Here is a 24294-nt window from a genome sequence, read left to right on the forward strand (position 1 = left end):
GCCGTACTCGCTCGGTTTAAGAGGGAGTACGGCAGACTTACTTATTGTGCGTCTTTATCGAACGTGATCCGTGCGATCGCGTCATGTTGGTGAATCGTTTCTTCGTTACGGCATTCGACGTAGAACGAAGCAATTGGGTCCATTTCGTACAAGTCAGCAGCAATCAAGCGAACCATGTCTTCTACGAAACGTGGGTTTTCGTATGCCATCTCTGTCACGCGTTTTTCATCCGGACGTTTGAGTACTGGGTGAAGTGGCGCTGAGGCATTGGATTCAGCTGCATCAAGCAATGATTGTTTCCAGTCAAAGTCTTCTGCTTCATCACGTAACGATGCTTCCATCGTGACGTAACCACGTTGGTTGTGAGCACTGTATTCGCTAATTTCTTTTGAACATGGGCAAAGTGTCGTGACGTTGATCGTCAAGCCGACAGACAACGTCGCTTCGTCCGTTTCCGTGTTGACGCTGACCGTTTGCCATACTTCAGCATTCATCAAGCCGCTAAGACCTGTTGCAGGTGCTTTACGTGTGAAGAACCATGGGTAACGGATCGTCAATTGACCTTCCGTTTGTTCCATGCGGTCTGCTAAATCACGCGCGAATTGAATGAGTGACTCGTTCGTGACCGTCCAACCTTCGTTGTGGTATTGATCGAGTTGTTCCGTTAAACGGCTCATGTTGATCCCTTTACGATCTTGTACGAGTGATGTCGACAATTCGAATGTCGCCACAGTCGCTTGTGTGTTGTCTCCGTCTTGGATGACGACAGGATGTTTGACGTTCGAGATTCCGACAGCGTCTAGTGCGAACAAGAAGTTCTTCGGTGTATTTTGCAAGTCGACCATCTTATCTTTTTCAGTCGGTTTTGTTCCTTTGATTGGTGGTACCGAACCGAACAGCTTATGGCGCTCTTCTTTTGTTGGTAACGTAATCGGGTAGGTAGACATATTCATTGGCCCCTTTGTCCTTTTGTAGTGTTTCAATAGTAATAACATGACAGGAATGCTAGAGACGAGCAAGTCTGATGATTCCGCAAATGTGTTTCATCTTTTCATCGCTAGAAGTATTGTCTTGAATTTTATCATGAACGTTCAATAAACGAAACTCGCACGACTCAAAATCAACAGTTTCCATATTTGCAGGAATAACTTGCTTGCAATCGGGTATATTATCCTATAGTATATGTTCAGGTGAACGTGTAATCATTGTTTTTTTGTCATGGTCAATAATTGAAGTTTTTTTATTTTACAGGTAGTAAGAGAAAGGGATGACAGAGATGGATTGGCAGTTACTATTACAGTATGCCTGGGTCGTACTCGTCTTGATCGCGCTTGAAGGATTACTTTCAGCGGATAATGCACTCGTACTCGCGGTCATGGTCAAGCACTTACCAGGAGAACAACAAAAGAAAGCACTTTTTTATGGACTAGCTGGAGCGTTCGTCTTACGATTCGCGGCATTGTTCGCGATTTCGTTCCTCGTCGATATTTGGCAAATCCAAGCACTTGGAGCGGCGTACTTGCTCATCATGGGACTACGGCATATTTATAAGACCGTTAAAGCCAGAAAGCTCGGTGAGAACCATGGGGCTGAAAATGAGCTAGATGAAGAACCGAAGTCGGAAGAGCCAGTTTCAAAAGGTGAATTCTGGCGGACAGTCGCGAAAATCGAATTCGCAGACTTAGCGTTTGCTGTCGATTCGATTCTTGCAGCAGTAGCACTTGCCGTTGCCCTTCCAAACTGGGGATCAGGCGAAATCGGTGGTTTGAACACAGGTCACTTCATCGTCATCTTAACAGGTGGTTTGATGGGTGTCGTCTTGATGCGTTTCGCAGCACGTGTCTTTGTTAAATTGCTCGCAGAGCGTCCAGGTCTTGAGACAGCAGCGTTTGCGATTGTTGCCTGGGTTGGTGTGAAGCTAGCCGTTCTTGCGCTCGAACACCCGAAATACCACGCATCAATCGAAGGAACAATCTTTGAAGCCTTAAAACTTCCTGAAGGATTTGCCCACAGTACACCGTGGCAGGCTTTCTTCTGGACAGTCATGGTCGGTCTTGCTCTTTGGGGTTGGTTCTCTTCACCAAAAACGAAACCAAATCCAGATGCTGAAAAGAAAGTTGATCAAAACTTATAAGAAATGGAAACGATCCGTCGATGACGGGTCGTTTTTTTGTGTTAGGTTTTCTTAAACAATGGGAATAAAACACAAGGTTAAGTACTTGAGTCGAGCTTTCATCTTTTTCTTTCCGATCGACCGGCATATAATAAATAGACTGAACAATAAAGGGGATTCGTTAGTATGGATATTGGATTAATTACACAGTATGCGACCGTCGGGCTCGTACTGATCATTTTGCAAGGATTACTATCCGCCGACAATGCGATGGTCATGGCGGTCCTCGTCCGACCGTTACCAGACGATCAACGTAAAAAGGCGCTTTTCTATGGTCTCGTCGGAGCACTCGTCTTACGTTTCGTGGCAATCTTCTTTGCTTCGTACTTAGCGACGATTTGGGAACTTCAAGCACTCGGGGCGATTTATCTCTTTTATGTCGCGTTTAAAGGAATCGTCGAGGCACGATCGAATAAACACCAAGTACCGGACACGATTGCCTCACAAAAAGCCTCACCGAACTTTTGGTGGACGGTCGTGAAAGTTGAGTTCTCTGATTTAGCGTTTGCGGTCGATTCAACGCTTGCTGCTGTCGCCATGGCAACGACATTACCGATGATTGGTGGAACAATCGGTGGTCTGAATACAGGACAATTCTGGGTCGTCTTCTTCAGTGGGATCATTGGTCTCGTCATCATGCGTTACTTCGCGAGCTGGTTCGTCGTCTTGCTCCAAAAGCGACCAGGCATCGAAGAAGCTGCCTTTTGGCTCGTCGCATGGGTTGGTGTAAAACTGGTCGTCATGACACTCGCGCATCCGTCGATTGACGTCTTGTCGCATGAGTTTCCAGAGAGTACACTATGGCAAACGATCTTCTGGGTCGTACTTGCTCTGATATTAATCATTGGTTGGTTCCGTAGCGGAAGTAGTTCAACCAAATCAGCAAAATAATACAATGGCGGGCAGGGTACTCTCTGTCCGTCTTTCGTTAGGAGAGATTTCATGCAAAACGGTAATTTCATTCGAATGCTGACGCGGATGCAAAACGTTCCACGGTGGGATGAATATGCACCACGTTTTCCGGATAACGCAGCTAGTCACAGCTTTCGTGTTGCCTTATTCAGTTTGATGGCAAGCTATTTAGAAGAAGCAGACGGGCAAACACCAGTCGACCGCCAGACATTGCTCGGAAAAGCTCTATTCCATGATATGAATGAAGTCATCACTGGACCCATTAAACACCGGACAAAAAAAGAGCCAACGTTACATGCACACATTCAGGCAATGGAACAACAAGCAAGTGAACAGCTCGTTGCCTTACTCTCAAAGTCGCTTCAACCAGCGTTCACGACATACCTCGTACATGCAGAAGATGAATCACCGGAAGGACGGATCGTCGAAGCCATCGATACGTTCGATGCGATGTTGTACGCACGAAGGGAAGCACGGATGACAGAGTCCGTCTTTTTCGAACAAAAGGCAGCGGAATTACAGGCTGTTCTGGAACGACATCCACTCGTTTCGATCCGTCGCTTGACACAGTCGGTCATGGAAGAGGACGAGATGTCTCATTTCATTGAAAACGTCTTGATGATGGATACGATTCGGCGCTGGAAAGGACGTTTCAACACGATTGATGATAACGACGCGACACATGCGTTTCGAGCAGCCTCGCTTGGTATCTTCAATGGTCTGATTGAATCAGAGAAGTACGGCGTCACGATCGACATCGAAGAAGTCGTCTCGCGTCTCTTGTGTCATGATCTCGTTGAAGGAACGACAGGAGATGTTCTTGGACCTGTCAAACATGCGACACCGGTCACAGCAGCAGCCTTCGAAGCTTACGAACGGGCAGAAGGAGAGACGTTGATTAATAATCTACCGAAAGAAATCCGAGCACCGTTCCGTCGGTTCGTCGTGGAAGCAAAAGACGAGACATACGAAGGACAGATGGTCGATGTGATCGATAAACTCGACGCATTGATTAAAATGAATATGGAACGGAAGTTGAACGGGGTCGAGTATGAGACCGGTTACCGCGCACAACTCAAAAAGGTTCAGATGACATATGAAAATCCATCGGTCGTCTTTTTCCTCGCTTATGTCCTGCATGATTTGGATTACGTGACGTCATGACGAAAGAAACCATGACCCCACGTCGCTTAACGTTGATCTTGATCCTCGGTTCACTCGCTGCACTTGGACCGCTCTCGATCGACATGTATCTACCTGCTTTTCCGGATATGTCACGCTCATTTGATGCGAGTGCATCACTAATCCAATTGAGTTTGACCGCTTGTATGCTTGGGATGGCACTCGGACAGTTGATTGTTGGTCCGCTGAGTGACGTTCGCGGTCGTAAACGACCGTTGATGGTTGCTCTGCTCGCATATCTGCTCGCGTCTCTCGCCTGTGCGATGGCACCGACAATCGAAGTGTTGATCGCGCTTCGATTCATCCAAGGGGCAGCTGGAGCGTCAGGAATCGTCATTTCCCGGGCAATCGTTCGTGACTTGTTTGACGGACCTGAATTGACGCGGTTTTTTGCTGCCTTGTCACTCGTCAACGGAACAGCACCAATTCTCGCACCCGTCATCGGGGGACAGTTGCTTCGGTTCGGTGACTGGCATTTCGTCTTCTACTTGCTTGCGATTTTAAGCACGATGATGTTACTTGCTGTCGCACTCCGTTTACCGGAAACACTTCCGCTTGATAGACGTGTTGAAGGAAACCTGACGACGACGTTGAAGACGTTCGGACGTTTGTTGACGGATCGCGTCTTCATTGGCTATGCGTTCGCGCAAGCATTCGTCATGGGCGCGATGTTCGCCTACATATCCGGTTCACCGTTCGTCTTACAAAATATTTATGGCGCTTCGCCGCAACAGTTCAGTTTTTTGTTCGGTTTAAACGGAATCGGAATTATCTTAGCAGCACAGATTGCTGGTCGCCTTGCGGGTCGTGTCGATTCAGAGCGGCTGATGCGAATCAGTTTGACGATCGTTGCGAGTGCGAGCATCTTATTGTTCCTCGCCTTGACGTTAACGAATCAGCTGATCTTCGTCATGATTCCACTGTTTTTCGTCGTTTCAAGCGTCGGTTTGATCTCGACGCTCGGTTTTACCTTAGCGATGCAAAATTACGGAGCAACGGCAGGCAGTGCCTCGGCTCTTTTAGGGCTCTTGCCCATGCTCGTCGGCTCGCTCGTATCACCACTCGTCGGAATCATGGGAGAGCAATCGGCTGTTCCGATGGGGTTGATCATCATGACCTTAGATTGCCTAGCGCTTATCCTCTATTATGGTCTGATTGTTCGTCGACCAAATCGTTCATAAACGCTAATTATTCAAAAACGTTTGTCCTCTGTATGGACGAACGTTTTTTTCTTTTAATGAAAGGAAAATAAATGGAATTCATTTTGAAACATTTTCTAAAAAATAAGCGTAGAAGAGAAAGAAAGCCAGTACTTCAGAAAGGAGTGGAGCGATGAAACAGGAGTTGCAGCGTGAACGAGAACCGTCGATTGAGGCAAGATTAGCACGTCATTTTGCCGCACAGAAAAAATACTTACGCCGTCAAGAAGAGGCAATCGATCAACGAGACAAAGAATTGGCTCGTTTATTGTTTGAGGAAAACCGGACTGCTTATCAAAGGGCTTACCACGAACTGTATGGCTCACATCCTTACATCGAGGTGAACGAAGATGGACGTTAGTACACTTTATTTATATGCGTTAGCGGCCGCTGCTTGTGGTGTGTTTGTGTCCATCCTATTCTCAGACGTCATTCCAGGCGCCGACCAAATCTTTCATCCCACGTTGATCTTATCTTTTGTCATCATCACGTCAGCGATCGGATTCGGACTCGAACAGCTCAGTCCGCTTCGTTCGATGTTGATTTTAATCATCAGCAGTGTGATTGCGTTATTAGTGACGACGCTGATGCATATCTTTTTATTCGTTCCGATGGCACAAGCCGAACAGTCGCTTGGATTTTCGGAACAGATGCTAGAAGGACGCAGCGCAACCGTCATCGTGCCGATTCCGACTGAAGGATATGGTGAAATCTTACTTGATGACGTCTCAGGACGCGTATCAAAGTCAGCCGTTCTGTTTGAAGGACATGCCTTACCACAAGGCACGAAGGTGCTCATCATCGAGATCAAACAAGGCGTCGCGTCTGTCGTGACGTACCCCCAACAATGGAAAAAGGAGATGTTTACATGAATCCAGTGTTAATCGTATCGATCGTCGCGGTCGCGTTGATCGTTGCATTGATCGTCCTATTCATTACGAAGTACCGAACAGTTGGTCCGGAAGAAGCGTTGATCGTATCGGGTAGTTATCTCGGAGGACGCAACGTCAATACCGATGAGTCCGGCAACCGAGTGAAGATTATTCGCGGCGGCGGAACATTCGTGTTACCTGTCTTCCAACAAGCGACACCACTGAGCTTGTTATCGAGTAAACTCGAAGTCACGACACCCGAAGTTTATACGGAGCAAGGTGTACCGGTCATGGCAGACGGTACAGCGATCATCAAGATCGGTAGCTCGATTTCTGAGATTGCAACGGCAGCGGAGCAGTTCCTCGGGAAATCAAAGGAAGAGCGGGAAGGGGAAGCGCGTGAAGTTCTTGAAGGACACTTGCGTTCGATTCTCGGGTCGATGACCGTCGAAGAAATTTATAAGAACCGTGATAAGTTCTCACAAGAAGTCCAGCGGGTCGCATCTCAAGACCTGGCGAAGATGGGACTCGTCATCGTTTCGTTTACGATCAAAGACGTCCGTGACAAGAACGGATACTTAGAATCACTCGGGAAACCGCGGATTGCACAGGTTCGTCGTGATGCGGATATCGCAACGGCAGACGCGGAAAAAGAGACACGCATCAAACGGGCAGAAGCTTCAAAAGATGCGAAAAAAGCAGAACTCGAACGCGCAACAGAAATCGCTGAAGCGGAAAAAGAAAATCAGTTGAAGATGGCAGACTACCGCCGCGAACAAGATATCGCGAAGGCGAAAGCCGACCAAGCGTATGATCTTGAGAATGCACGCGCGCAACAAGAAGTTACGGAGCAACAGATGCAAATCAAAATCATCGAGCGTCAAAAACAAATCGAGCTCGAAGAACGTGAAATTCTCCGTCGTGAGAAACAATACGACGCGGAAGTCAAAAAACGCGCTGATGCTGATCGTTACTCGATTGAGCAAGCTGCCCAAGCCGACCGTGCGAAGCAATATGCGGAAGCAGATGCAACGAAATACCGGATCGAGGCATCGGCAAAAGCGGATGCAGAACGAATTCGTTTGGATGGTCTTGCGAAAGCGGACGCTGAGCGGGCACAGGGGGAAACAGAAGCGGAGATCATTCGTCTGAAGGGTCTTGCCGAAGCAGAAGCGAAAGAAAAAATCGCGCAGGCGTTCGAGCAATTCGGACAAGCGGCGATTCTCGACATGGTCATTCGGATGATGCCAGAGTACGCGAAAGAGATTGCAGCACCACTCGGCAACATCGATAAAATCACAGTCGTTGATACAGGTAGTGGTGAAGGTGGCGGTGCAAACCGTGTCACCGGTTACGCGACAGATTTGATGGCATCACTGCAAGAGACATTAAAGGCGTCGTCAGGATTAGATGTCAAAGAGTTGATCGAGAACTTCTCCGGTAAAGGAACAGCAAAACCGTTGACGGTCAACTTGAATTCCCATGATGCGGTGGCAGCGTCGAAAACAGAAGACTGATGGCAATCCGTGTCTTATTGATTGTGTTCGCACTCCTACTTTTTCATGTCGCTTGGCCACTTCCATGGTATGCACTAGCGGTACTAGGCGGCGTCATTGGAATCATCAAAGGGTACACATCGGATGACGGAATCGCGAATATATTCAATATAAAGAAGGTATCTTACTCACTTTACGATCGACAAACACGTCAGGAAGCCGTTCTCGCTTTGATGTGCAGTTTGTTGACGGTCGACTTCCCGTACTGGTTCGCCGGAGTGACGACAGGAATCACGTGGCGTGATGTCGGATATGTTGGTTTCGAAGTAGTATCGACACTTCTGTTCGCTTATGTCTTATTCCGTTTCTTATGTCTGGATCTATTCCGAGCATTCTTGGATTCTGAAAGAAGGGAGCAAAGAAATGGATAGTTTATTTTTACTGCAAGAACGTTGGATGCTGTTGCTTCCGTTCCTCGTCGTCCTCTTGATCAACGTCGGGTTATTAACTGCCCTTCTGAAGAAGCGACGTGATTTACCGAAGCTGTTAGTTTTCGGAATGGGTGGGATGGCGATCGTGTTCATCGTCTCTTCGCTTGGATTAAGCATGGCATTGCTGTTCTTCGGATACAATTCATAAAAAAACGGGGCAGGCTCTAAACAGAGTCTGTCCCATTTTGTCGTACTATAAGATAAAAATGAGTGCCGTTAACGTGGAAGGTCATACCCAATGACGACAAGTCCCGGTCCGGTATGTGAACCGATCGCTGCGCCGGCGATCGTCAAGATGACTTCGCTTGGTGAAAACTGTGCTTCAATCAATTGTTTTAATTGTTCTGCGCGTTCGATCGAATCCCCATGACCAATCATGATTCGATGTCCGTCAATTGCGGGACGTGCTTCTTCCATCCACTCGACGATCCGGTTCATGACTTTTTTCTGACCACGGATCTTCTCTTTTGGAATCAACTTCCCGTCTTCGACTGTCAATAGTGGCAAGATCGATAAGAGGCCACCAATGAAGGCGCTAGCTCGCGAAACGCGTCCACCGCGCATCAAATATTCGAGTGATTCGACTGTAAACAGATGACGAATCGTATTTACCTTGGCTTCAGCATAAGCCACTGTTTCTTCAAACGAATGCGTTTGTGCGTATTCTGCGACGTCGAGAACGAACAATCCTTGTCCTGTCGAAGCGGTTTTCGTATCGAGTACGAGATAAGGAACGTTCGGATACTTTTCGGCGAGTTCCTCTGCTAGCATCTTCGCGGTTTGATATGTTCCCGATAATTCGCTCGAGAAGGCGAGGTAGAGGAAGGGATCCCCTTGTTCGAAGTGACGCGTGAACACCTCGACCATCCGGCTGACTTCTGCTTGGAATGTCTTTGGTGCTGCACCGTCACGCATCTTATCATACAGTTGTTTTGGAGATATCGATTCTCCATCGAAGAACGTGTCTTCGTCGATCAATACGCCGAATGGCATGACCGTAAAATCATAAGCATCTAACATGGCTTTTGGTGCATCAGCACCACTATCTGTGATCAATCGGATCATCACGTTCTCTCCTTTCTTAACCTAGGGCTTTTTCGTTTCGATCAAGCATCCGACTCAAGTTGACGCCGAAACGCTCATTCTCGAGTTCCGTCAAAGTTGCGGGCGTCAAATCAGCGCCGAGCGCAAGTAACGCTTCATATGCACGACGTAAGCACTCCTCGACTGTCAATGCAGTACCAAGCAGTTCCTCGAGTGACGCCATCGTTTCCGGCACGACGGTCGGATAAACGAATTTCGTCGTTTCACCTTGAAGCGCTGCCGCGTAAAAGTCACGGACTAAAGCGGCGCGTTGACTTCCACTTCCGTTGACACAAAGATAGATTTGAACGGCAACTCCGCCACGGACACGACGCTGGGAGATACCAGCGAATTTTTTACCCGCAATCGATAAGTCATAAGAACCGGGACAATACGATCCGACGACTTCACCAGCGACGATCGCGTCCGTTTCTTGTGCGAACATACGGCGGACGAGCGCAAGCATCGCTTCGTAACCACTGTCGATATCGATGCCGCCGCGTTCCGGTAGGACAAGTGAAATATTCAAGACACCGGCGTCGAGGACGACGGCAAGACCACCTGAGTTACGGACGACGGGCGAGAAACCATGTTCATGCAGAACGGCTACACCGTCAGTAAGATGAGGAAGACGGGCATCCTGGATGCCGAGGACGACGGTTTCGTGGTGAATCCAAGAGCGAAGTGCGGCTCCTTCTGTTGCAACAGAGGCACATAATGTGTCGTCCATCGCAAACGATTGTGTCGCATGGAAAGCAGTTCCGAGTGACGTTTGATCAAAAATACGATAATGTTCTTGTTTTAAGAGTTCGATTCCCATAGGCTCGTTCCTTTATTGTAGATTTGCGACATCATTATAGCACAGGGTGTGTAAAGTTTCTGTGCGAAGCGCCGCGGGAGACAGGAATCCTTGGAAACAAAACCGAACAACAACGACATAGACACGATTTAAAGGAGAGAAACATATGTATCAATCATTAGGACAATTAAAGGAAACGAAGGTCTTCAAGGATCCGGTTCATCGCTATATCTATGTCAGTGATCAGTTGATTTGGCAACTGATCGGTACACGTGAATTTCAGCGACTACGCCGGATCAAGCAACTGGGAACATCATTTTTGACGTTTCATGGAGCAGAGCACACACGGTTCCATCATTCGCTCGGTGTCTATGAAATCACGCGCCAACTGATCGATGTATTCAACGGTCGTGCCGATTGGGACGATCAGTACCGGGAGTTGACGCTGGCTGCGGCACTCTTACACGATGTCGGACACGGTCCGTTTTCGCACGCATTCGAGAACGTCTTCGGTGTTAACCACGAGACGTGGACAGAGCGGATCATCCTCGGGGATACGGAAATCAAGAAAGTCCTCGACCAAGTCGGAGACGGATTTGCGGAAGAAGTAGCGTCTATCATCAACAAGACGCATCCGAATCAACTGCTCGTCACGATGATCAGCTCACAACTTGACGTCGACCGGATGGATTACTTATTACGCGATGCGCACTTTGCCGGTGTCAGCTACGGAAAATTCGATCTCGAGCGGATGCTTCGAGTATTGCGTCCAGCCCATAATCAGATGGTCGTCAAACAATCCGGAATGCATTCGATCGAAGACTACATCATGCGGCGGTATCAGATGTATTGGCAAGTCTACCTGCATCCGGTGACACGATCGAGTGATTACCTATTAAAAGCCATTCTCGAACGGGCGCAGGAGTTGTACCTGTCCGCATATCCGTTTGCGATTGCACCAATCCATTTGATGCCGCTATTTGATCAGAAGATGGAGTTGCGTGATTTCCTTGGGCTGGATGAGACAATCGTCTACTTCTATTTTCAGCAGTGGGCGAATGAACAGGATCCAATCCTTGCAGATCTATCGGGGCGATTCGTTGACCGGAAGTTGTTCAAGTATGTCGATTATCCGGCTGAAAAACGTGAACTCGTCCACGATAAACTGTGTGAGTTGTTTGAAGCAATCGGCTTGAATCCGACCTATTATCTGCTTGAAGATAAACTCAGTCGTCTTCCTTACGATTTATATGGAGACAACGGGGAAATCAGCAAACAACCGATCATGTTACAGATGAAGGATGGACAGATGAAAGAAATTTCGCAAGTTTCACCGCTCGTTCAAGCCATTGCGACGTCACGCCAGACTGATGAGAAGCTGTTCTTCCCGCAAGAAATTTTGCATGACTTGCGCGAACATGCGAATGAGAAGATGCAAATCGACCAGTTATTGATTGGCAGCGTGACATCATGATATCGTCCGCTGTCCTTACGAAAATCTTGCAACAGCTTGGACAGGAGGGAGGAGAGGTCGAAGTCTTAAAAGGCGCGACATCCTCCCTTGTTTTTCGAGTCGGTGAGGGAATTCTTCGCGTCCATACGAATCAAGACTGGCTACATGAGGAGCCGGATCTTGTCTTGCATGAAATGTTTGCGTTACAAGCAGCAGGTGACTTAGCACCAGATGTGTTGGACTATCAAACCGATGTTAGAGACGAAGTCCCGCCGTGGTTATATATGACCCGCTCACCGGGAGAGATCCGGCTTGATCAGGTGGATGAGCAATATGTCGATCGACTGGCACAAATGCTTGCTGCGATCCATGCGCTACCGGTACCAGAATCTCGGTATGTCTATCAGCCGTATGCGACGGAACGTCACGTTCCGACGTGGACGCAGCATCCGGAGAGATGGCGTCAGCTACTGGCGGTCGAACCGGACGAAAGTCAAACGATCCGATTCATTCATCGGGATTTTCATCCGGTCAATGTGTTATACGAAATGAATGGAACGTGCCATACGATTGATTGGATTAATGCGTGTGTAGGTCCCATTGAAGTCGACCTTGCGCATTGTCGTTTGAATCTTGCCTTGCTTGAATCCATTGAGATGGCGGATCATTTTTTAAAAAGTTACCTCAAACAGACGAAACGTTCTTACGATCACGCGTGGGATATTCGGGCTGTTTTTGATTTTGGACCTGAAACGATCGACGTCTATCCGGGGTGGAAAGCATATGGAAGGCAAAACCTTAGTCAGGACAATGTTCGGGAACGCTTGGAAAAGTTTGTCTTGAAAGTCTATGAAAATAACGAAAGCGGTTACTAAATGAACTTTTCCTCTTGTAGTTCTTCGAAATATTGATTATTCTATTACTTGGAAAGAGATTAAACGTCAGACATCGTACGAATGTACAACTGATAAACAACTAATAGATAGAGGGGTACTTCATGAAATATCTTATCGCACTACTCGGACTGGCTATCGTTTTCGGCTTGGCACTCCTTGTCAGCAGTAACCGTAAAGGCATCAAATTGAAACCGCTTGCGGTCATGCTAGTTCTTCAGCTCGTACTTGGGTTCATTTTACTCAATACATCGTTCGGATATATCGTCATTCGTGGCGTCGCGAAAGTCTTTGAAAAACTGCTTAGTTATGCGGCAATCGGAATTGATTTCGTCTTCGGTGGTTTAGCGAATGAAGGCGCACAACCATTCTTCATCAATGTTTTGCTCCCGATCGTCTTCATCTCTGCTTTGATCGGGATTCTACAATTCACGAAGATTTTACCACTCTTAATGCGCGGTATCGGTTTCGTCCTATCAAAAGTCAACGGTATGGGACGTCTTGAGTCTTACAACGCGGTTGCTTCAGCTGCGATCGGACAATCAGAAGTATTCATCACAGTCAAAAAACAAATCGGTCAATTACCAGCAAACCGCCTCTACACATTGTGTGCGTCAGCGATGTCGACGGTTTCGATGTCGATCGTCGGTGCATACATGACGATGGTCGAACCGAAATATGTCGTTACAGCAATCGTCTTGAACTTGTTCGGTGGTTTCATGATCGTCTCGATCATCAACCCATACACGGTTGATCCGGAAGAAGATATTCTTGAAATCGTCGAAGAAAAACAAACGTTCTTCGAGATGCTCGGCGAATACATCATGGATGGATTCAAAGTCGCAATCATCGTCGGTGCGATGTTGATTGGTTACAACGCCTTGATCGGAATGGTCAACGATATCTTCTTGATGGTTCTAAACATCTCGTTCCAAGAAATCCTCGGATACATCTTTGCACCGTTCGCTTTCATCATGGGTATTCCATGGGCGGAAGCTGTCAGTGCCGGTAGTGTCATGGCAACGAAATTGATCACGAACGAATTCGTTGCGATGTTGAGCCTTCCAGAATACTCAAAAGAATTCTCGGAACGCACACTCGGAATCGTGTCTGTCTTCTTGATCTCGTTTGCGAACTTCTCGTCGATCGGAATCATCGCTGGTGCGGTTAAAGGATTGAACGACCGCCAAGGAAGCGTTGCGGCTAGTTTTGGTCTGAAGTTACTCTACGGCGCAACACTCGTTAGTGTCTTGACGGCAATCGTCGTCAGTGTCTTGCTGTAATCGTTACACATATGAAAGAGCAATGGATCAGCAGATCCATTGCTCTTTTTGTTTTTCATTCAGTTGATCCATGCGAAGCAATCCCGACACGGACGCGATGATGGGTTCCGTCACGATAAACTTCAAAGGCGAACTGCGCGACGTTTTCCCGGGGAATCGGTCCTGTCGGTGCAGTGAAGCGTGTCGTCTCGATCAACAGGTCGTCAGCAGCAAGTGCTTTGTCTTCCGTCAGTTGTGTTGGGCAGATGACGGTGAAGTCGACGTCTGCATCCTTTAAGGTCAAATAAGCTTTCAAGTGATCCTCTGCCGCAATCGTCGAGCGTCGACGGGACTCACTTGATTGGAAACGATACTTTCCTGGTTCTTCTGATGCATCGAGAATGCCTGCTGTACCGATGAAGACGATCCGTTCGATACCTACTTCCTTCATCTTCGTGACGAGATGTGGAATCGCTGTCGAGAGTACCTGCTGTTGATCGGTACCGAGACAACTGAAGACAGCAGTACTTCCTGCGAGTGCTTGTTCGAGATCATCTGGATTTGTCGCATCTCCCGTCAGGATATGAAGGCGATCATGGACGGGTAAGCCCGGTGACGTGGAACGGACGAGTGCACGAACGTCGTAGCCGTCTTCTAATAACCGATCAATCAAAGGTCGACCCGTTCGACCGGTCGCACCAAGTACAGTAACAGTAGTCATAAGTTTTCCTCCTTAGAGATCAAGTAGATGGGAAAAAGAGACGTACGGTAACGACCGGACGTCTCTTGTTGTTTATTTATCCGCGAACATGACGCCAGCTTGACCGTAATCTGTTTTTTCCATCTCTTCGATGAAGACCGTGATGTTTTCTTTAGGAGCATTCGTCGTTTCCGACACCGCTTCCGTGACTTTTTCAATCAAAGCGCGTTTTTGTTCGACTGTACGACCCGATAACATTTTAACCGTAACATATGGCATGACTTCATTTCCCCCTCTAACATGATGACGATACGCCATCAGTATAGCGCATTCGATAGGGGATTCGTCAATTCGAACATCGTTTTCGAAAAAGAAGGGTATAAGGTAGGAGCTATTATTGTCGGAAGCGAAGGTAGTCATACACATACGGCAGAAAAGGAGAGACATATGGACGCAATCATACGGAAGAAGATTCATACGTTACTGATTTTTGATCGGGCGTTACCGGAAGATACGAATTATCCGTTGTCTGGTGCAAAAGGACTCGAAGTCTCAGATATCGTTTTTGAACAGAACATTCCATTCGGACGACTCGTAACGGATAAAGAACTCGCTCAACTGCTGAATCAAAAAGAAGCAAAGCGATACGGGATGTTGACGTTGCTTGAAGACGATGTACGTTTCAAACCGTTGTTTCAAAATCGAAAACCGACAGCTGACATGGAAGAAGAGGTCGAGGCGAAGGTACGAGAACTCGCGCATCAGTTGCGTGCGATTCGGTCGCGGTGTTCTTCGCTGGAACGTCTCTTCTTGTTCGGTCGTGCGGCGCAAACCCTGTTTGACCGCGCTTTGCTTCATCTTGAAGAGGTCAATCCTCCGGCACATGAGGAAATTGCGTCCATGACGTGTTATCGTCTCCCGACGATTCGCCGAGCATCAGAGGAACAATTACAGTTACTTCGTTATGAGTGACTGGTTGCAGACACCTCGGAATACGGTATGATAGAAGCAACAGGATTAAAAGGGGACAAAACACGATGGAAAAAAAGATTAACTTCAATATCATTTCAGATAACTCAACAGACGGTCATGGTGGATTTGGTGTCGGGACACTTAGCTTAAATAGTATGTCACCCGTCATCATTTCTCCGGAAGACGGCGAAGCTTACATCGATATGGGCGCGATGCACGCGAAAGCAGCAATCGAGAAACGCGTCAAGTTCACGACGGACAAAGCAGATACGCCAAACGGTAAACTGTACTGGATCGTCTGGGTGACGGTCGGTCGTAAGCCAGAAGGATTCTATTACGGCGGTGTGGCTGCGTGCGATCTGCTAGTCGATGCGGAAGCGCGTCGCGGATTCAAGATTCTTGCTGATCACGTCAATAAGATGGATAAATCTCTTAAAGGACGGATTGTCGTCGATCATATGGATGAGCGTTCAAAAGAATTGTTACGTGATTTCTTGCAGACACACAAACCTGAGATGTGGGAAAATGCTGACGCTGCTTTACATGAAGCGTTGGTCTAAACAAAAGAACGTGTGCCGCGGCACACGTTCTTTTTTCATGGTCGTTTCAGCGTCAAGACGACGAGTTCTGGATGATTGAACAGACGAAACGGAAACAGGCTGTTTCCGAGACCACGACTGACGATCAGTTCGGTCTGCTGTTCCTGATAGCGACCTGCCGTCACGGTTGGAAAGAATCCTTGACCAGGCGCATACAGACCTTCCGTAAACGGCAGGCGGATCTGTCCGCCGTGGGCGTGACCGGATAAGACAAGATCAACGGAACGCTCGGCATACAAGGATTTATATTCCGGACGATGTGCAAGCAAAAGTCGAAACGCATCAGGTGATACGTCTTGCAATGCTTGATCGAGACTTTGACGAATGCCATCCGGTTCTGATAGCCCTTCGCGCCACCGTGTCGTCGTCGGGTCATCGATACCAATCAGCGAAATTGATTGACCTTGGTATTCGATGACACGTGATTGATTTCGGAGAACGGTGACACCCAGTTGCTCAAGCTTTGGCAAAATCGTTAGATTGAGCCGAACCTCATGATTCCCGGTGACGAAGTAGACCGGGTATCGATCAACGAGCGCTTTCATGAGTGTAAGGGCAGCTTCTTCACCGTTTCGCCTCGAGTCAATCAAATCGCCAGTCATGACGACGAGATCCGGCTTTTCGCGATCAATTTTCTTCAGTAGTCGTTCTTGTTCATTCCCGAACGCCTTGCCATGTAAATCTGCTACTTGGACGACACGATAACCATCAAATGCTTCCGGTAAGCGATTTGACGTAACCGTCACCTGTGAGACATCAATGATGTTATTTTCACGATATAAAAACCAGCTTCCTAATGCGAGGACGCTGAGGGATACTAACCAGCGTGTACGTTTTCGCATGAGCCACCTCATTTCTTTCTACTTCGCATAATTCAGGATAACAAAAAAGACCTCCTTCCGTATGCGACGGAAGGAGGAATTCAAAACGAGTTAGGCATCTTGTTTTAAGTCTGTGACTTCTTTTTGCGCATCGGGTTCTTCCGATAAATCTTTGAACAGAGCGATGACCATCATTCCGACGACGAAGATGAACGGGAAGGCGGCTAGAACAGCTGCTGCCTGTAGGGCACTCAATCCTCCGGCATAAAGTAAGACGGCGGCGATTGAAGACTGGATGATACCCCAAGCAAGCTTGATGCGTAAGCTTGGCATGAGACTACCACCAGACGATAGCATACCGAGAACATATGTCGCGGAGTCAGCCGAAGTAATGAAGAACGTCGTAATCAAGAAGACAGCGACGATGCTAAGGAACGTGCCTAAGCCACCGAATGTTTCAAACAGAGCAAACATACCGGTTTCGACTCCTTTATCGTTGACCGTCGAGATCAGATCGACATTTTGGAACAATTCGTTCCAAATCGCTGATCCACCGAAGACAGAGAACCAAAGGAGACCAAAGATCGTTGGGACGAGCATAATCCCGATGACGAACTCACGAATCGTCCGTCCTTTCGAGACACGGGCGATGAACGTACCGACGAATGGTGACCAGGAAATCCACCATGCCCAGTAGAAGATCGTCCAATCGTTGATCCAGCCTCGTTCGTCTGGATTAAAGGCAGATGCCCGGAAACTCATGACCGGTAAGTTTTGCAAATAAGCACCTGTTGTTTGCACGAAGAGGTCCATGATGAAACTGAACGGTCCGAGGAACAGGACGCCAATCATCAATAGAACAGCGAGAACGATGTTGGCATTACTGAGACGAACGATTCCTTTATCGAGTCCTGATGCCGCACTTATCATGTAAAGGACTGACACAACGACAATGATGATCATTTGTGTCAGGAAGGAGTTGGGAATACTACTCGTTAGGAAGTTCAGTCCACCTGAGATTTGTTGTGCACCGAGACCGAGCGACGTCGCGACACCAAATGCCGTTGCGACGATAGCGAGTACTTCGACGGTACCTTTACCGGCAGAAGCATACCGTGGCTTCATCAATGAAGCGACAGTGTCACCAATCGTAGCCGGACGTCCTTTTCGGAACGTCGAGTAAGCGATAGCAAGCGCGACGATCGCGTATAATGCCCAAGGATGTAATCCCCAGTGGAAGAATGAATAGCGCATCGCGAGGCGTGCTGCTTCCGTTGGATCATCTGTTGCGACTGGCGGTGTATGGAAGTGCGTCAATGGCTCTGAGACACCCCAGAAGACAAGCCCGATTCCCATACCAGCACTGAAGAGCATCGCAAACCAAGAAATGAGACCATATTCAGGACGGTCCGAATCCTTACCGAGTCGGATTGAACCAAAGCGGGAAAAGATTAAAAAGATAGCAATGATTAAAAAAGCACTCATGCCGAGAAGATAAAGCCAGCCAAATCCGTTAGAGACAAAGGATTGTGCTTGAGCTGTGACATTTCCGAGACTAGCTGCACCGATTAGGGATTCCGGTAAGATTCCCCATATGGTAAAGAGCACACAGAAAATGACGGATACCATAAAGACTTTTGTGATCTTACTTTTTCGATTATTTTCCATCGTGTTCAACACCTTCTTTCGAATTTTACATAGTTGTTCTGTATCAAATGATGGCAACGACATTATCATTACCCCATCGTTCCGATAACAAAACCTAATCACGCAGGGTACTACCGTAACAAACATTTGTGTGGAAAAGCAAATCGACCGGGAAATGAGAATAAAGAAATCAATGTTTTTCAAGGAAGGTTAAGCAAAAAAGATTGCAATCAAGCGTTTTTAAAATAATGTGGAAATAAAGAAAAAGAAAACGTTAATACTATTATTTCCCGTTTCGTCTTAAAACTAACGTAAAGCTTGATATGAGCAAATCAGAGGCGGTCTAAAATCAGATTTGATATAACAAAAGCAGTCATCATTTTGAAGGAGGCATTTCTCATGAAAAAACAACAACAAAAACAAACAATTCTTGAAGCATTTCAATCTCGTCATGCGACAAAGGCATTTAATGGTCAAATGATCCCAGAAGACGATTTCCGGTTCATTTTAGAAACGGCGCGTCTGTCACCGAGCTCGTTCGGATATGAGCCATGGAACATGCTCGTTATTCAAAATCCAGAAATCCGAGAAGCCTTAAAAGAAATTTCTTGGGGCGCACAAGGACAATTACCGACAGCGAGTCACTTCGTCTTGTTCCTTGCCCGTACCGGAGAACAAATGCAGGCAGATGGTCCGCATGTCACGCAGATGATGGATTTCCTTGGTCTATCCGAAGAAGCGAAAGCCGGACGGACGAAGCGTTACGGTCTGTTTTTAGAGGAGGATTTTGCGATTGGTGATAACCCAAAAGCGATGGAAGACTGGGCAGCTAAACAAGCCTATATCGCACTTGGGAACATGATGTCGACGGCAGCACAAATCGGTGTCGATTCATGCCCAATCGAAGGATTCGACCAGCAAGCTGTCGAGCAATTACTCGTCGATCGTGGACTGCTCGATCGTTCTGTTTTCACGGTGCCGGTCATGGTCGCATTCGGTTACCGGGCAGAAGAACCAAAACGTGAGAAGCAACGTCGTCCGCTTGAGGAAATCGTGACGTTCGTCGAGTAAAGACGGAAGACAAAAATTTTCGAATTATATAGAAGTTTCTTTCGAAATTCGGTATACTCGCATTTGTATGATTAAGAAGCGCCGTAAACGCCACTCGCATACGAACAACTTTTGTCTTGATGAAAGAAAGGGGTTCTATCGCAAATGGAACAAAAATTAAAGTTATGGTTCACGGAACACCAAACGGAAGATTACGGTATCACATTCCGTGTCAACCACGTTTATGAGAGCGAACAAACGGAGTTTCAACGCCTAGAGATGGTTGAAACGGACGAGTTCGGTACGATGTTGTTACTTGACGGAATGGTCATGACGACAGATAAGGACGAGTTCGTTTACCACGAGATGGTCGCGCACGTCCCGTTGTTCACACACCCGAATCCAAAATCGGTTCTGGTCGTTGGTGGAGGAGACGGCGGAGTCATCCGTGAAGTCTTGAAACACCCGTCCGTCGAAAAAGCTGTTTTAGTTGAAATCGACGGAAAAGTCATCGAGTATTCGAAAAAATACCTCCCGAACATTGCAGGTGGATTGGACGATGCACGCGTCGAAGTCATCGTTGGGGATGGATTCATGCATATCGCAGAAGCAGAAAACGAGTATGATGTCATCATGGTCGACTCGACAGAACCAGTTGGTCCAGCGGTCAACTTGTTCACGAAAGGCTTCTACTCTGGTATTTCAAAAGCATTAAAAGAAGACGGCATTTTCGTCGCACAATCGGATAACCCATGGTTCACACCAGACTTGATCCGTGATGTTCAACGCGACGTCAAAGAAATCTTCCCGATCACGAAGCTCTATATCGCAAACGTTCCGACATACCCAAGTGGTCTTTGGACGTTCACGATCGGATCAAAGAAACACGATCCGCTTGCTGTTGCACCAGAGCGTTTCCACGAGATCGACACGAAGTATTACACGCCTGAGCTTCACACGGCAGCTTTCGCGCTTCCGAAGTTCGTTAAAGATTTGACGAACGGCTGAGTTCAGTCACTATAGCACACATGAACAGAGCGGTTTCGATCTTCGAAATCGCTCTGTTGTCAGGTAAAGAGGCGTTTGCATCAGCAAACGGCAAATGAACAGGAGGAATGGATCATGCGTTTTGATGAAGCATATTCAGGAAAAGTCTTTATCGCGAGTCAACCGACTCACGAAGATGCAAAAGGAATTTTATACGGCATGCCGATGGACTGGACGGTCAGTTTCCGTCCGGGTTCACGATTCGGTCCGGCACGTATCCGTGAAGTCTCACTTGGTTTAGAAGAATATAGCCCGTACTTAGATGGTGACATCGCTGACGCGAAATTGTTTGACGCGGGAGATATCCCGTTACCATTCGGGAATGCTCAAAAATCACTTGATATGATTGAAGAATACGTCGATTCGTTACTGACAGCAGGCAAGTTCCCGCTCGGTATGGGTGGCGAACATTTAGTCACATGGCCGGTCGTCAAAGCGTTCGATAAACACTACGATGATTTCGTCGTGCTTCACTTTGATGCGCATACAGACTTACGCGATGAGTATGAAGGAGAGCCATTGTCGCACTCGACGCCACTTAAGAAAATCGCAAACTTGATCGGACCAGAGAACTGCTATTCATTCGGAATTCGTTCAGGTATGAAAGAAGAGTTCGAATGGGCGAAGACGTCAGGCTACAACCTCTTCAAATACGAGATCGTCGAGCCGCTTCGTCAAGTTCTTCCAACACTTGCCGGTAAAAAAGTCTACGTCACGATCGATATCGATGTTCTCGATCCGTCAGCAGCACCAGGAACAGGGACGCAAGAAATCGGTGGAGTGACGACGAAGGAATTACTTGAAGTCGTTCACATGATCGCACGAGCAGACGTTGACGTCATCGGCGCGGATTTGGTAGAAGTATGCCCAGCGTACGATCAATCCGATATGACAGCGATCGCGGCAGCAAAAGTATTACGCGAAATGATGATTGGATTCATTAAATGAAAAAGCAAAAGAGACCGGACGTGATGTCGGTCTCTTTTGTTTTGCTCAGAAGAAGAACTGAATGACCCCGAATGCACCGAATCCGATGATTAGACTGGCAGACGTCCACTGAATGATACGTAAAGTGGGTATCGCAAGCTGGTGCTTGAGCAGGTGCGTGATGTTCGCTAGAATGACCCACCAGGCGGCAGAACCGAGAAAAATACCGATTAGAAACAAAAACGCATCCTGTCCGTTCGTCATCGTTAACTCAAAACGTGCAAACAACGCCAGGAACAGTGTGATCGTCATCGGATTTAAAAACGTCAGGAGTAAGACGGAAAGATAGGCACTTAACCGTGACGTGGCCGTATCAGAAATCGAGGCGTTCGAAGAAGCTTGAAACATCGACCAGCCGATGTAACACAAAAATAGACTGCCAATCAATTGCATCCAAGATGCTTGGGTGAGTAAAGATTGCACGAGTGAAAAACCAGATAACGCGAGTATCCCGTAAGTGAAGTCTGCCGTAGCGGCTCCGAGTCCGGAAACGATGCCAGAAACTCTTCCATGTCGAAGAGTTCGTTGCATGCATAAGAGACCGATCGGACCGACGGGGGCGGCTAAGGCAAAACCGATACCAAAACCAGTCGTAAACATCAGTCGACCTCGGGTAACGGAAAATGGAGCGATTCCTTTTCCGTCCGCATGATGATTGTCGTTTTCGTCCGTAGGATACCTGCTAATTCTTTGATGTGGTAGGTGATGATTTCATCAAGCTGTTCCGTGTCCCGACAGCGTATTTTGAGTAAATAGTCATCGTCCCCGGCGACGTGATGGCATTCCAGTACATACTCAAGTTCTTGAACTCGTTTTAGAAACGGTGCCCGATGTTCCGGTCGCTCGAGTGAAACAGCGACGAATGCAGCAAGGCGATAGTCAAAGGAGGAAGGGTCTAGCACCGTCGTCAACTGACAGATGATACCTTGCTCTTGTAAGCGGGCGACACGTTCTGCAACAGCCGGTGCCGATAAGCCGATGTGCTGTGCAAGTGTTGACCATTTCATCCGGGCATCTTGTCTTAATAAATAGATAATATTTAAATCGTAAGAATCTATCATAATCAACCTTCTTTTCAACGGATTTACTACATATTTTATTTTGAAAATAAAGATAAAGTCAATGTGTTTTCAAAACAAGTTCATAGCACACTGAAATCTTTACACATATACGGAAGTATCTTAAGTTTAAGATGTCACCACGAAGGAAATGTTCAGAAGTGTAAGAACATTGGTTTGAGAGCGATGTACATTTGACAATCAGAAAGGTGGAAAAAAGATGAAGAAACTCTTATCGTTTGTGACCGCTACGTTACTGTTTGCACTATTCGTGCTACCAGTAGGCGCAGCAGATGACGCAATGGTTCGTGTCATTCATGCTTCACCAGATGCTCCGGCAGTCGATATCGCGGTCGATGGCAAAAAAGCGGTATCAGGAGCAAAATTCAAAGATGTCACAGATTATCTCACACTACCAGCTGGCGAACATAAAGTAGAAGTATTCGCTGCAGGAACTACGAAAGATCCTGTGCTCTCTCAAACACTCAACGTAGAAGCTGGTAAATTCTATTCGGTCGCAGCAATCGGCAAACTAGCTGATATCAAACTTGCGGTCATGGAAGACAACGGTAAAGGCGAAGATGGAAAATCAATGGTTCGTGTCGCACACTTTGCACCAGATGCACCAGCTGTTGATGTCGCACCAAAAGGTGGAGACCCACTCTTCAGTAACCTTGAATTCTCGAAAGTCTCTGACTACGGTACACTCGATGCAGGTACGTATGACCTTGAAGTCCGTCCTGCAGGCGCAACGGATGTCGTCAAAGCACTGGATGGCGTCAAACTCGACAGTGGCAAAAACTATACAGCACTCGCAATCGGCTTACTTGAAGGCGAACCGGCATTTGAAGTCCTCTTGATCCCAGACGGTGGTGAAATGGCATCAATGCCAGAAACAGGACTTGGTGGTTCATCTGATACGGCTTCTGCTACACCATGGGCAGTCGCAGCAGCAGCTGCCTTGTTAGTAGGAACAGCGTATGTCGTCCGTCGTAAACAAAACGCTTAAGAGTAGTCTTCTTCTCTTACTCGTATTAGCCGGATGTCAATCGGGATCACCTCCAGATGCTACAAAGCCGGAAAAACCAAAACAAACCGAAACAACGACGTCTTCTTCGTCCACTCCATCTGAAAAGGTGGATGAAGAGGCGTTCATACCAACGCGTATTACAATTCCGACGCTCGATGTGAAAGCGAACATCGAAGTCGTCGGGAAGGATAAACAAGGACGGATGGATGTTCCGAAACAGACTGATCAGGTTGCTTGGTACAAGTACGGAGCAAAAGCCGGGCAAACCGGAAATGTCGTACTAGCCGGGCACTTGGATGATCAAGAAGGTCCCGCTGTGTTTTATGATTTAGCCAAGATGAAAAAAGGGCAACGGATTGAAGTGACGGGAAAAGCAGGACAACAGGTATCGTACGTGGTGACGAACGTCATGTCCTATCCTGTCGATGAAGCACCTGTCGGATCAATCTTCGGTGCGACCGTCATGAATAAACTGACACTCATTTCATGTATAGGTACGTTTTCAGAGTCAAAAGGATACGATCAGCGTCTTGTCGTCACAGCAGAACAAGACGAGTAAAGTAAAATA

General features: G+C 47.3%; 28 protein-coding genes. 19 read left to right on the forward strand and 9 right to left on the reverse strand.

Translation table 11 applies throughout. The features are described 5' to 3' along the window. Window positions 1–41: 41 nt before the first annotated feature. Window positions 42–947, reverse strand: a complete 906-nt coding sequence (folE2, locus tag KNQ08_RS12100) for a GTP cyclohydrolase FolE2 (protein WP_035399184.1) — start codon at window positions 945–947, stop codon at window positions 42–44. A 329-nt stretch (window positions 948–1276) separates the two neighbouring features. On the opposite strand from folE2, the gene KNQ08_RS12105 reads away from it, so the two are divergent. The 9 genes from KNQ08_RS12105 to KNQ08_RS12145 all read left to right on the forward strand — a co-directional run bounded on the left by KNQ08_RS12105 (window position 1277) and on the right by KNQ08_RS12145 (window position 8473). Further along, window positions 1277–2134, forward strand: a complete 858-nt coding sequence (locus KNQ08_RS12105) for a TerC family protein (protein WP_035399265.1) — start codon at window positions 1277–1279, stop codon at window positions 2132–2134. 165 nt (window positions 2135–2299) lie between these two features. Continuing rightward, window positions 2300–3064 (forward strand): TerC family protein, encoded by a 765-nt coding sequence (locus tag KNQ08_RS12110; protein ID WP_214805886.1) that lies wholly within the window; start codon window positions 2300–2302, stop codon window positions 3062–3064. A 51-nt stretch (window positions 3065–3115) separates the two neighbouring features. Then, window positions 3116–4249 (forward strand): YfbR-like 5'-deoxynucleotidase, encoded by a 1134-nt coding sequence (locus KNQ08_RS12115; protein ID WP_214805889.1) that lies wholly within the window; start codon window positions 3116–3118, stop codon window positions 4247–4249. A gap of 11 nt (window positions 4250–4260) precedes the next feature. Next, on the forward strand, window positions 4261–5448 hold the full coding sequence (locus KNQ08_RS12120) for a multidrug effflux MFS transporter (RefSeq protein ID WP_244290080.1): 1188 nt from the start codon (window positions 4261–4263) through the stop codon (window positions 5446–5448). Window positions 5449–5599: 151 nt separating this feature from the next. Further along, window positions 5600–5827 carry a hypothetical protein gene (locus KNQ08_RS12125; protein ID WP_050677305.1) on the forward strand — a complete coding sequence of 76 codons (228 nt, stop codon included), beginning with the start codon at window positions 5600–5602 and terminating at the stop codon, window positions 5825–5827. Next, window positions 5817–6338, forward strand: a complete 522-nt coding sequence (locus KNQ08_RS12130; protein WP_214805891.1) for an NfeD family membrane protein — start codon at window positions 5817–5819, stop codon at window positions 6336–6338. The genes KNQ08_RS12125 and KNQ08_RS12130 overlap by 11 nt, the downstream gene beginning before the upstream one ends. Then, window positions 6335–7855, forward strand: coding sequence for a flotillin lipid rafts scaffold protein FloT (locus KNQ08_RS12135; RefSeq protein ID WP_023466783.1), 1521 nt, complete (start codon window positions 6335–6337; stop codon window positions 7853–7855). The genes KNQ08_RS12130 and KNQ08_RS12135 overlap by 4 nt, the downstream gene beginning before the upstream one ends. Then, on the forward strand, window positions 7855–8265 hold the full coding sequence (locus KNQ08_RS12140) for a hypothetical protein (protein ID WP_214805893.1): 411 nt from the start codon (window positions 7855–7857) through the stop codon (window positions 8263–8265). The genes KNQ08_RS12135 and KNQ08_RS12140 overlap by 1 nt, the downstream gene beginning before the upstream one ends. Next, window positions 8258–8473 (forward strand): hypothetical protein, encoded by a 216-nt coding sequence (locus KNQ08_RS12145; RefSeq protein WP_149426666.1) that lies wholly within the window; start codon window positions 8258–8260, stop codon window positions 8471–8473. The genes KNQ08_RS12140 and KNQ08_RS12145 overlap by 8 nt, the downstream gene beginning before the upstream one ends. 68 nt (window positions 8474–8541) lie before the next feature. Here the strand turns inward: KNQ08_RS12145 and KNQ08_RS12150 are convergent, their stop codons facing one another. Further along, window positions 8542–9390, reverse strand: coding sequence for a DegV family protein (locus KNQ08_RS12150; protein WP_214724861.1), 849 nt, complete (start codon window positions 9388–9390; stop codon window positions 8542–8544). 16 nt (window positions 9391–9406) lie between these two features. Further along, window positions 9407–10228, reverse strand: coding sequence for an octanoyl-[GcvH]:protein N-octanoyltransferase (lipL, locus tag KNQ08_RS12155; protein WP_149426668.1), 822 nt, complete (start codon window positions 10226–10228; stop codon window positions 9407–9409). Window positions 10229–10373: 145 nt separating this feature from the next. Between lipL and KNQ08_RS12160 the strand changes: the two genes are divergently transcribed. From KNQ08_RS12160 to KNQ08_RS12170, 3 genes are all read left to right on the forward strand, one after another. Beyond that, window positions 10374–11681, forward strand: a complete 1308-nt coding sequence (locus KNQ08_RS12160; protein ID WP_075642766.1) for an HD domain-containing protein — start codon at window positions 10374–10376, stop codon at window positions 11679–11681. A 26-nt stretch (window positions 11682–11707) separates the two neighbouring features. Next, window positions 11708–12535, forward strand: a complete 828-nt coding sequence (locus KNQ08_RS12165) for a phosphotransferase family protein (protein WP_251133706.1) — start codon at window positions 11708–11710, stop codon at window positions 12533–12535. A gap of 122 nt (window positions 12536–12657) precedes the next feature. Then, window positions 12658–13836: a NupC/NupG family nucleoside CNT transporter gene (locus KNQ08_RS12170; RefSeq protein ID WP_023466789.1), complete on the forward strand. Its 1179-nt coding sequence runs from the start codon at window positions 12658–12660 to the stop codon at window positions 13834–13836. Between the two features lie 55 nt (window positions 13837–13891). Here KNQ08_RS12170 and KNQ08_RS12175 read toward each other — a convergent pair whose 3' ends face one another. Continuing rightward, the gene (locus tag KNQ08_RS12175) at window positions 13892–14536 is read right to left on the reverse strand and encodes an NAD(P)-dependent oxidoreductase (protein WP_214805900.1); all 645 of its coding nucleotides are present in this window, start codon (window positions 14534–14536) and stop codon (window positions 13892–13894) included. 72 nt (window positions 14537–14608) lie between these two features. Continuing rightward, window positions 14609–14794 (reverse strand): 2-hydroxymuconate tautomerase, encoded by a 186-nt coding sequence (locus KNQ08_RS12180; protein WP_023466792.1) that lies wholly within the window; start codon window positions 14792–14794, stop codon window positions 14609–14611. Window positions 14795–14962: 168 nt separating this feature from the next. Here KNQ08_RS12180 and KNQ08_RS12185 point away from each other — a divergent pair, with 168 nt between their 5' ends. Together KNQ08_RS12185 and KNQ08_RS12190 are read left to right on the forward strand one after the other, a co-directional pair. Next, window positions 14963–15487 (forward strand): hypothetical protein, encoded by a 525-nt coding sequence (locus KNQ08_RS12185; RefSeq protein WP_058265479.1) that lies wholly within the window; start codon window positions 14963–14965, stop codon window positions 15485–15487. Between the two features lie 65 nt (window positions 15488–15552). Continuing rightward, window positions 15553–16047: a YwhD family protein gene (locus KNQ08_RS12190; RefSeq protein ID WP_023466794.1), complete on the forward strand. Its 495-nt coding sequence runs from the start codon at window positions 15553–15555 to the stop codon at window positions 16045–16047. 35 nt (window positions 16048–16082) lie between these two features. Here KNQ08_RS12190 and KNQ08_RS12195 read toward each other — a convergent pair whose 3' ends face one another. Together KNQ08_RS12195 and KNQ08_RS12200 are read right to left on the reverse strand one after the other, a co-directional pair. Then, entirely contained in the window at window positions 16083–16928 is an 846-nt protein-coding gene (locus KNQ08_RS12195) for a metallophosphoesterase (protein ID WP_023466795.1), read from the reverse strand. A 90-nt stretch (window positions 16929–17018) separates the two neighbouring features. Beyond that, window positions 17019–18575, reverse strand: coding sequence for a BCCT family transporter (locus KNQ08_RS12200; protein WP_214724867.1), 1557 nt, complete (start codon window positions 18573–18575; stop codon window positions 17019–17021). Window positions 18576–18953: 378 nt separating this feature from the next. Here KNQ08_RS12200 and KNQ08_RS12205 point away from each other — a divergent pair, with 378 nt between their 5' ends. The 3 genes from KNQ08_RS12205 (at window position 18954) to speB (ending at window position 21599) form a co-directional block, all read left to right on the forward strand. Then, window positions 18954–19625, forward strand: coding sequence for an NAD(P)H-dependent oxidoreductase (locus tag KNQ08_RS12205; RefSeq protein WP_214805903.1), 672 nt, complete (start codon window positions 18954–18956; stop codon window positions 19623–19625). A 144-nt stretch (window positions 19626–19769) separates the two neighbouring features. Then, window positions 19770–20612: a polyamine aminopropyltransferase gene (gene speE / locus KNQ08_RS12210; RefSeq protein ID WP_023466799.1), complete on the forward strand. Its 843-nt coding sequence runs from the start codon at window positions 19770–19772 to the stop codon at window positions 20610–20612. Window positions 20613–20726: 114 nt separating this feature from the next. Beyond that, window positions 20727–21599 (forward strand): agmatinase, encoded by an 873-nt coding sequence (gene speB, locus KNQ08_RS12215; RefSeq protein WP_023466800.1) that lies wholly within the window; start codon window positions 20727–20729, stop codon window positions 21597–21599. Window positions 21600–21644: 45 nt separating this feature from the next. Here the strand turns inward: speB and KNQ08_RS12220 are convergent, their stop codons facing one another. Continuing rightward, entirely contained in the window at window positions 21645–22238 is a 594-nt protein-coding gene (locus tag KNQ08_RS12220) for a LysE family translocator (protein ID WP_149426676.1), read from the reverse strand. After that, window positions 22238–22699 (reverse strand): Lrp/AsnC family transcriptional regulator, encoded by a 462-nt coding sequence (locus KNQ08_RS12225; protein ID WP_244290082.1) that lies wholly within the window; start codon window positions 22697–22699, stop codon window positions 22238–22240. Before KNQ08_RS12225 ends, KNQ08_RS12220 begins: the two co-directional genes overlap by 1 nt. Before the next feature lie 217 nt (window positions 22700–22916). On the opposite strand from KNQ08_RS12225, the gene KNQ08_RS12230 reads away from it, so the two are divergent. Both KNQ08_RS12230 and KNQ08_RS12235 read left to right on the forward strand, forming a co-directional pair. Beyond that, entirely contained in the window at window positions 22917–23705 is a 789-nt protein-coding gene (locus KNQ08_RS12230) for a DUF4397 domain-containing protein (RefSeq protein ID WP_023466804.1), read from the forward strand. Then, window positions 23677–24285, forward strand: coding sequence for a class F sortase (locus KNQ08_RS12235; RefSeq protein WP_029343216.1), 609 nt, complete (start codon window positions 23677–23679; stop codon window positions 24283–24285). The genes KNQ08_RS12230 and KNQ08_RS12235 overlap by 29 nt, the downstream gene beginning before the upstream one ends. The last annotated feature ends 9 nt before the right edge of the window (window positions 24286–24294 follow it).

Source organism: Exiguobacterium sp. s46 (genome assembly GCF_018618875.1).
Taxonomy (GTDB): domain Bacteria; phylum Bacillota; class Bacilli; order Exiguobacteriales; family Exiguobacteriaceae; genus Exiguobacterium_A; species Exiguobacterium_A abrahamii.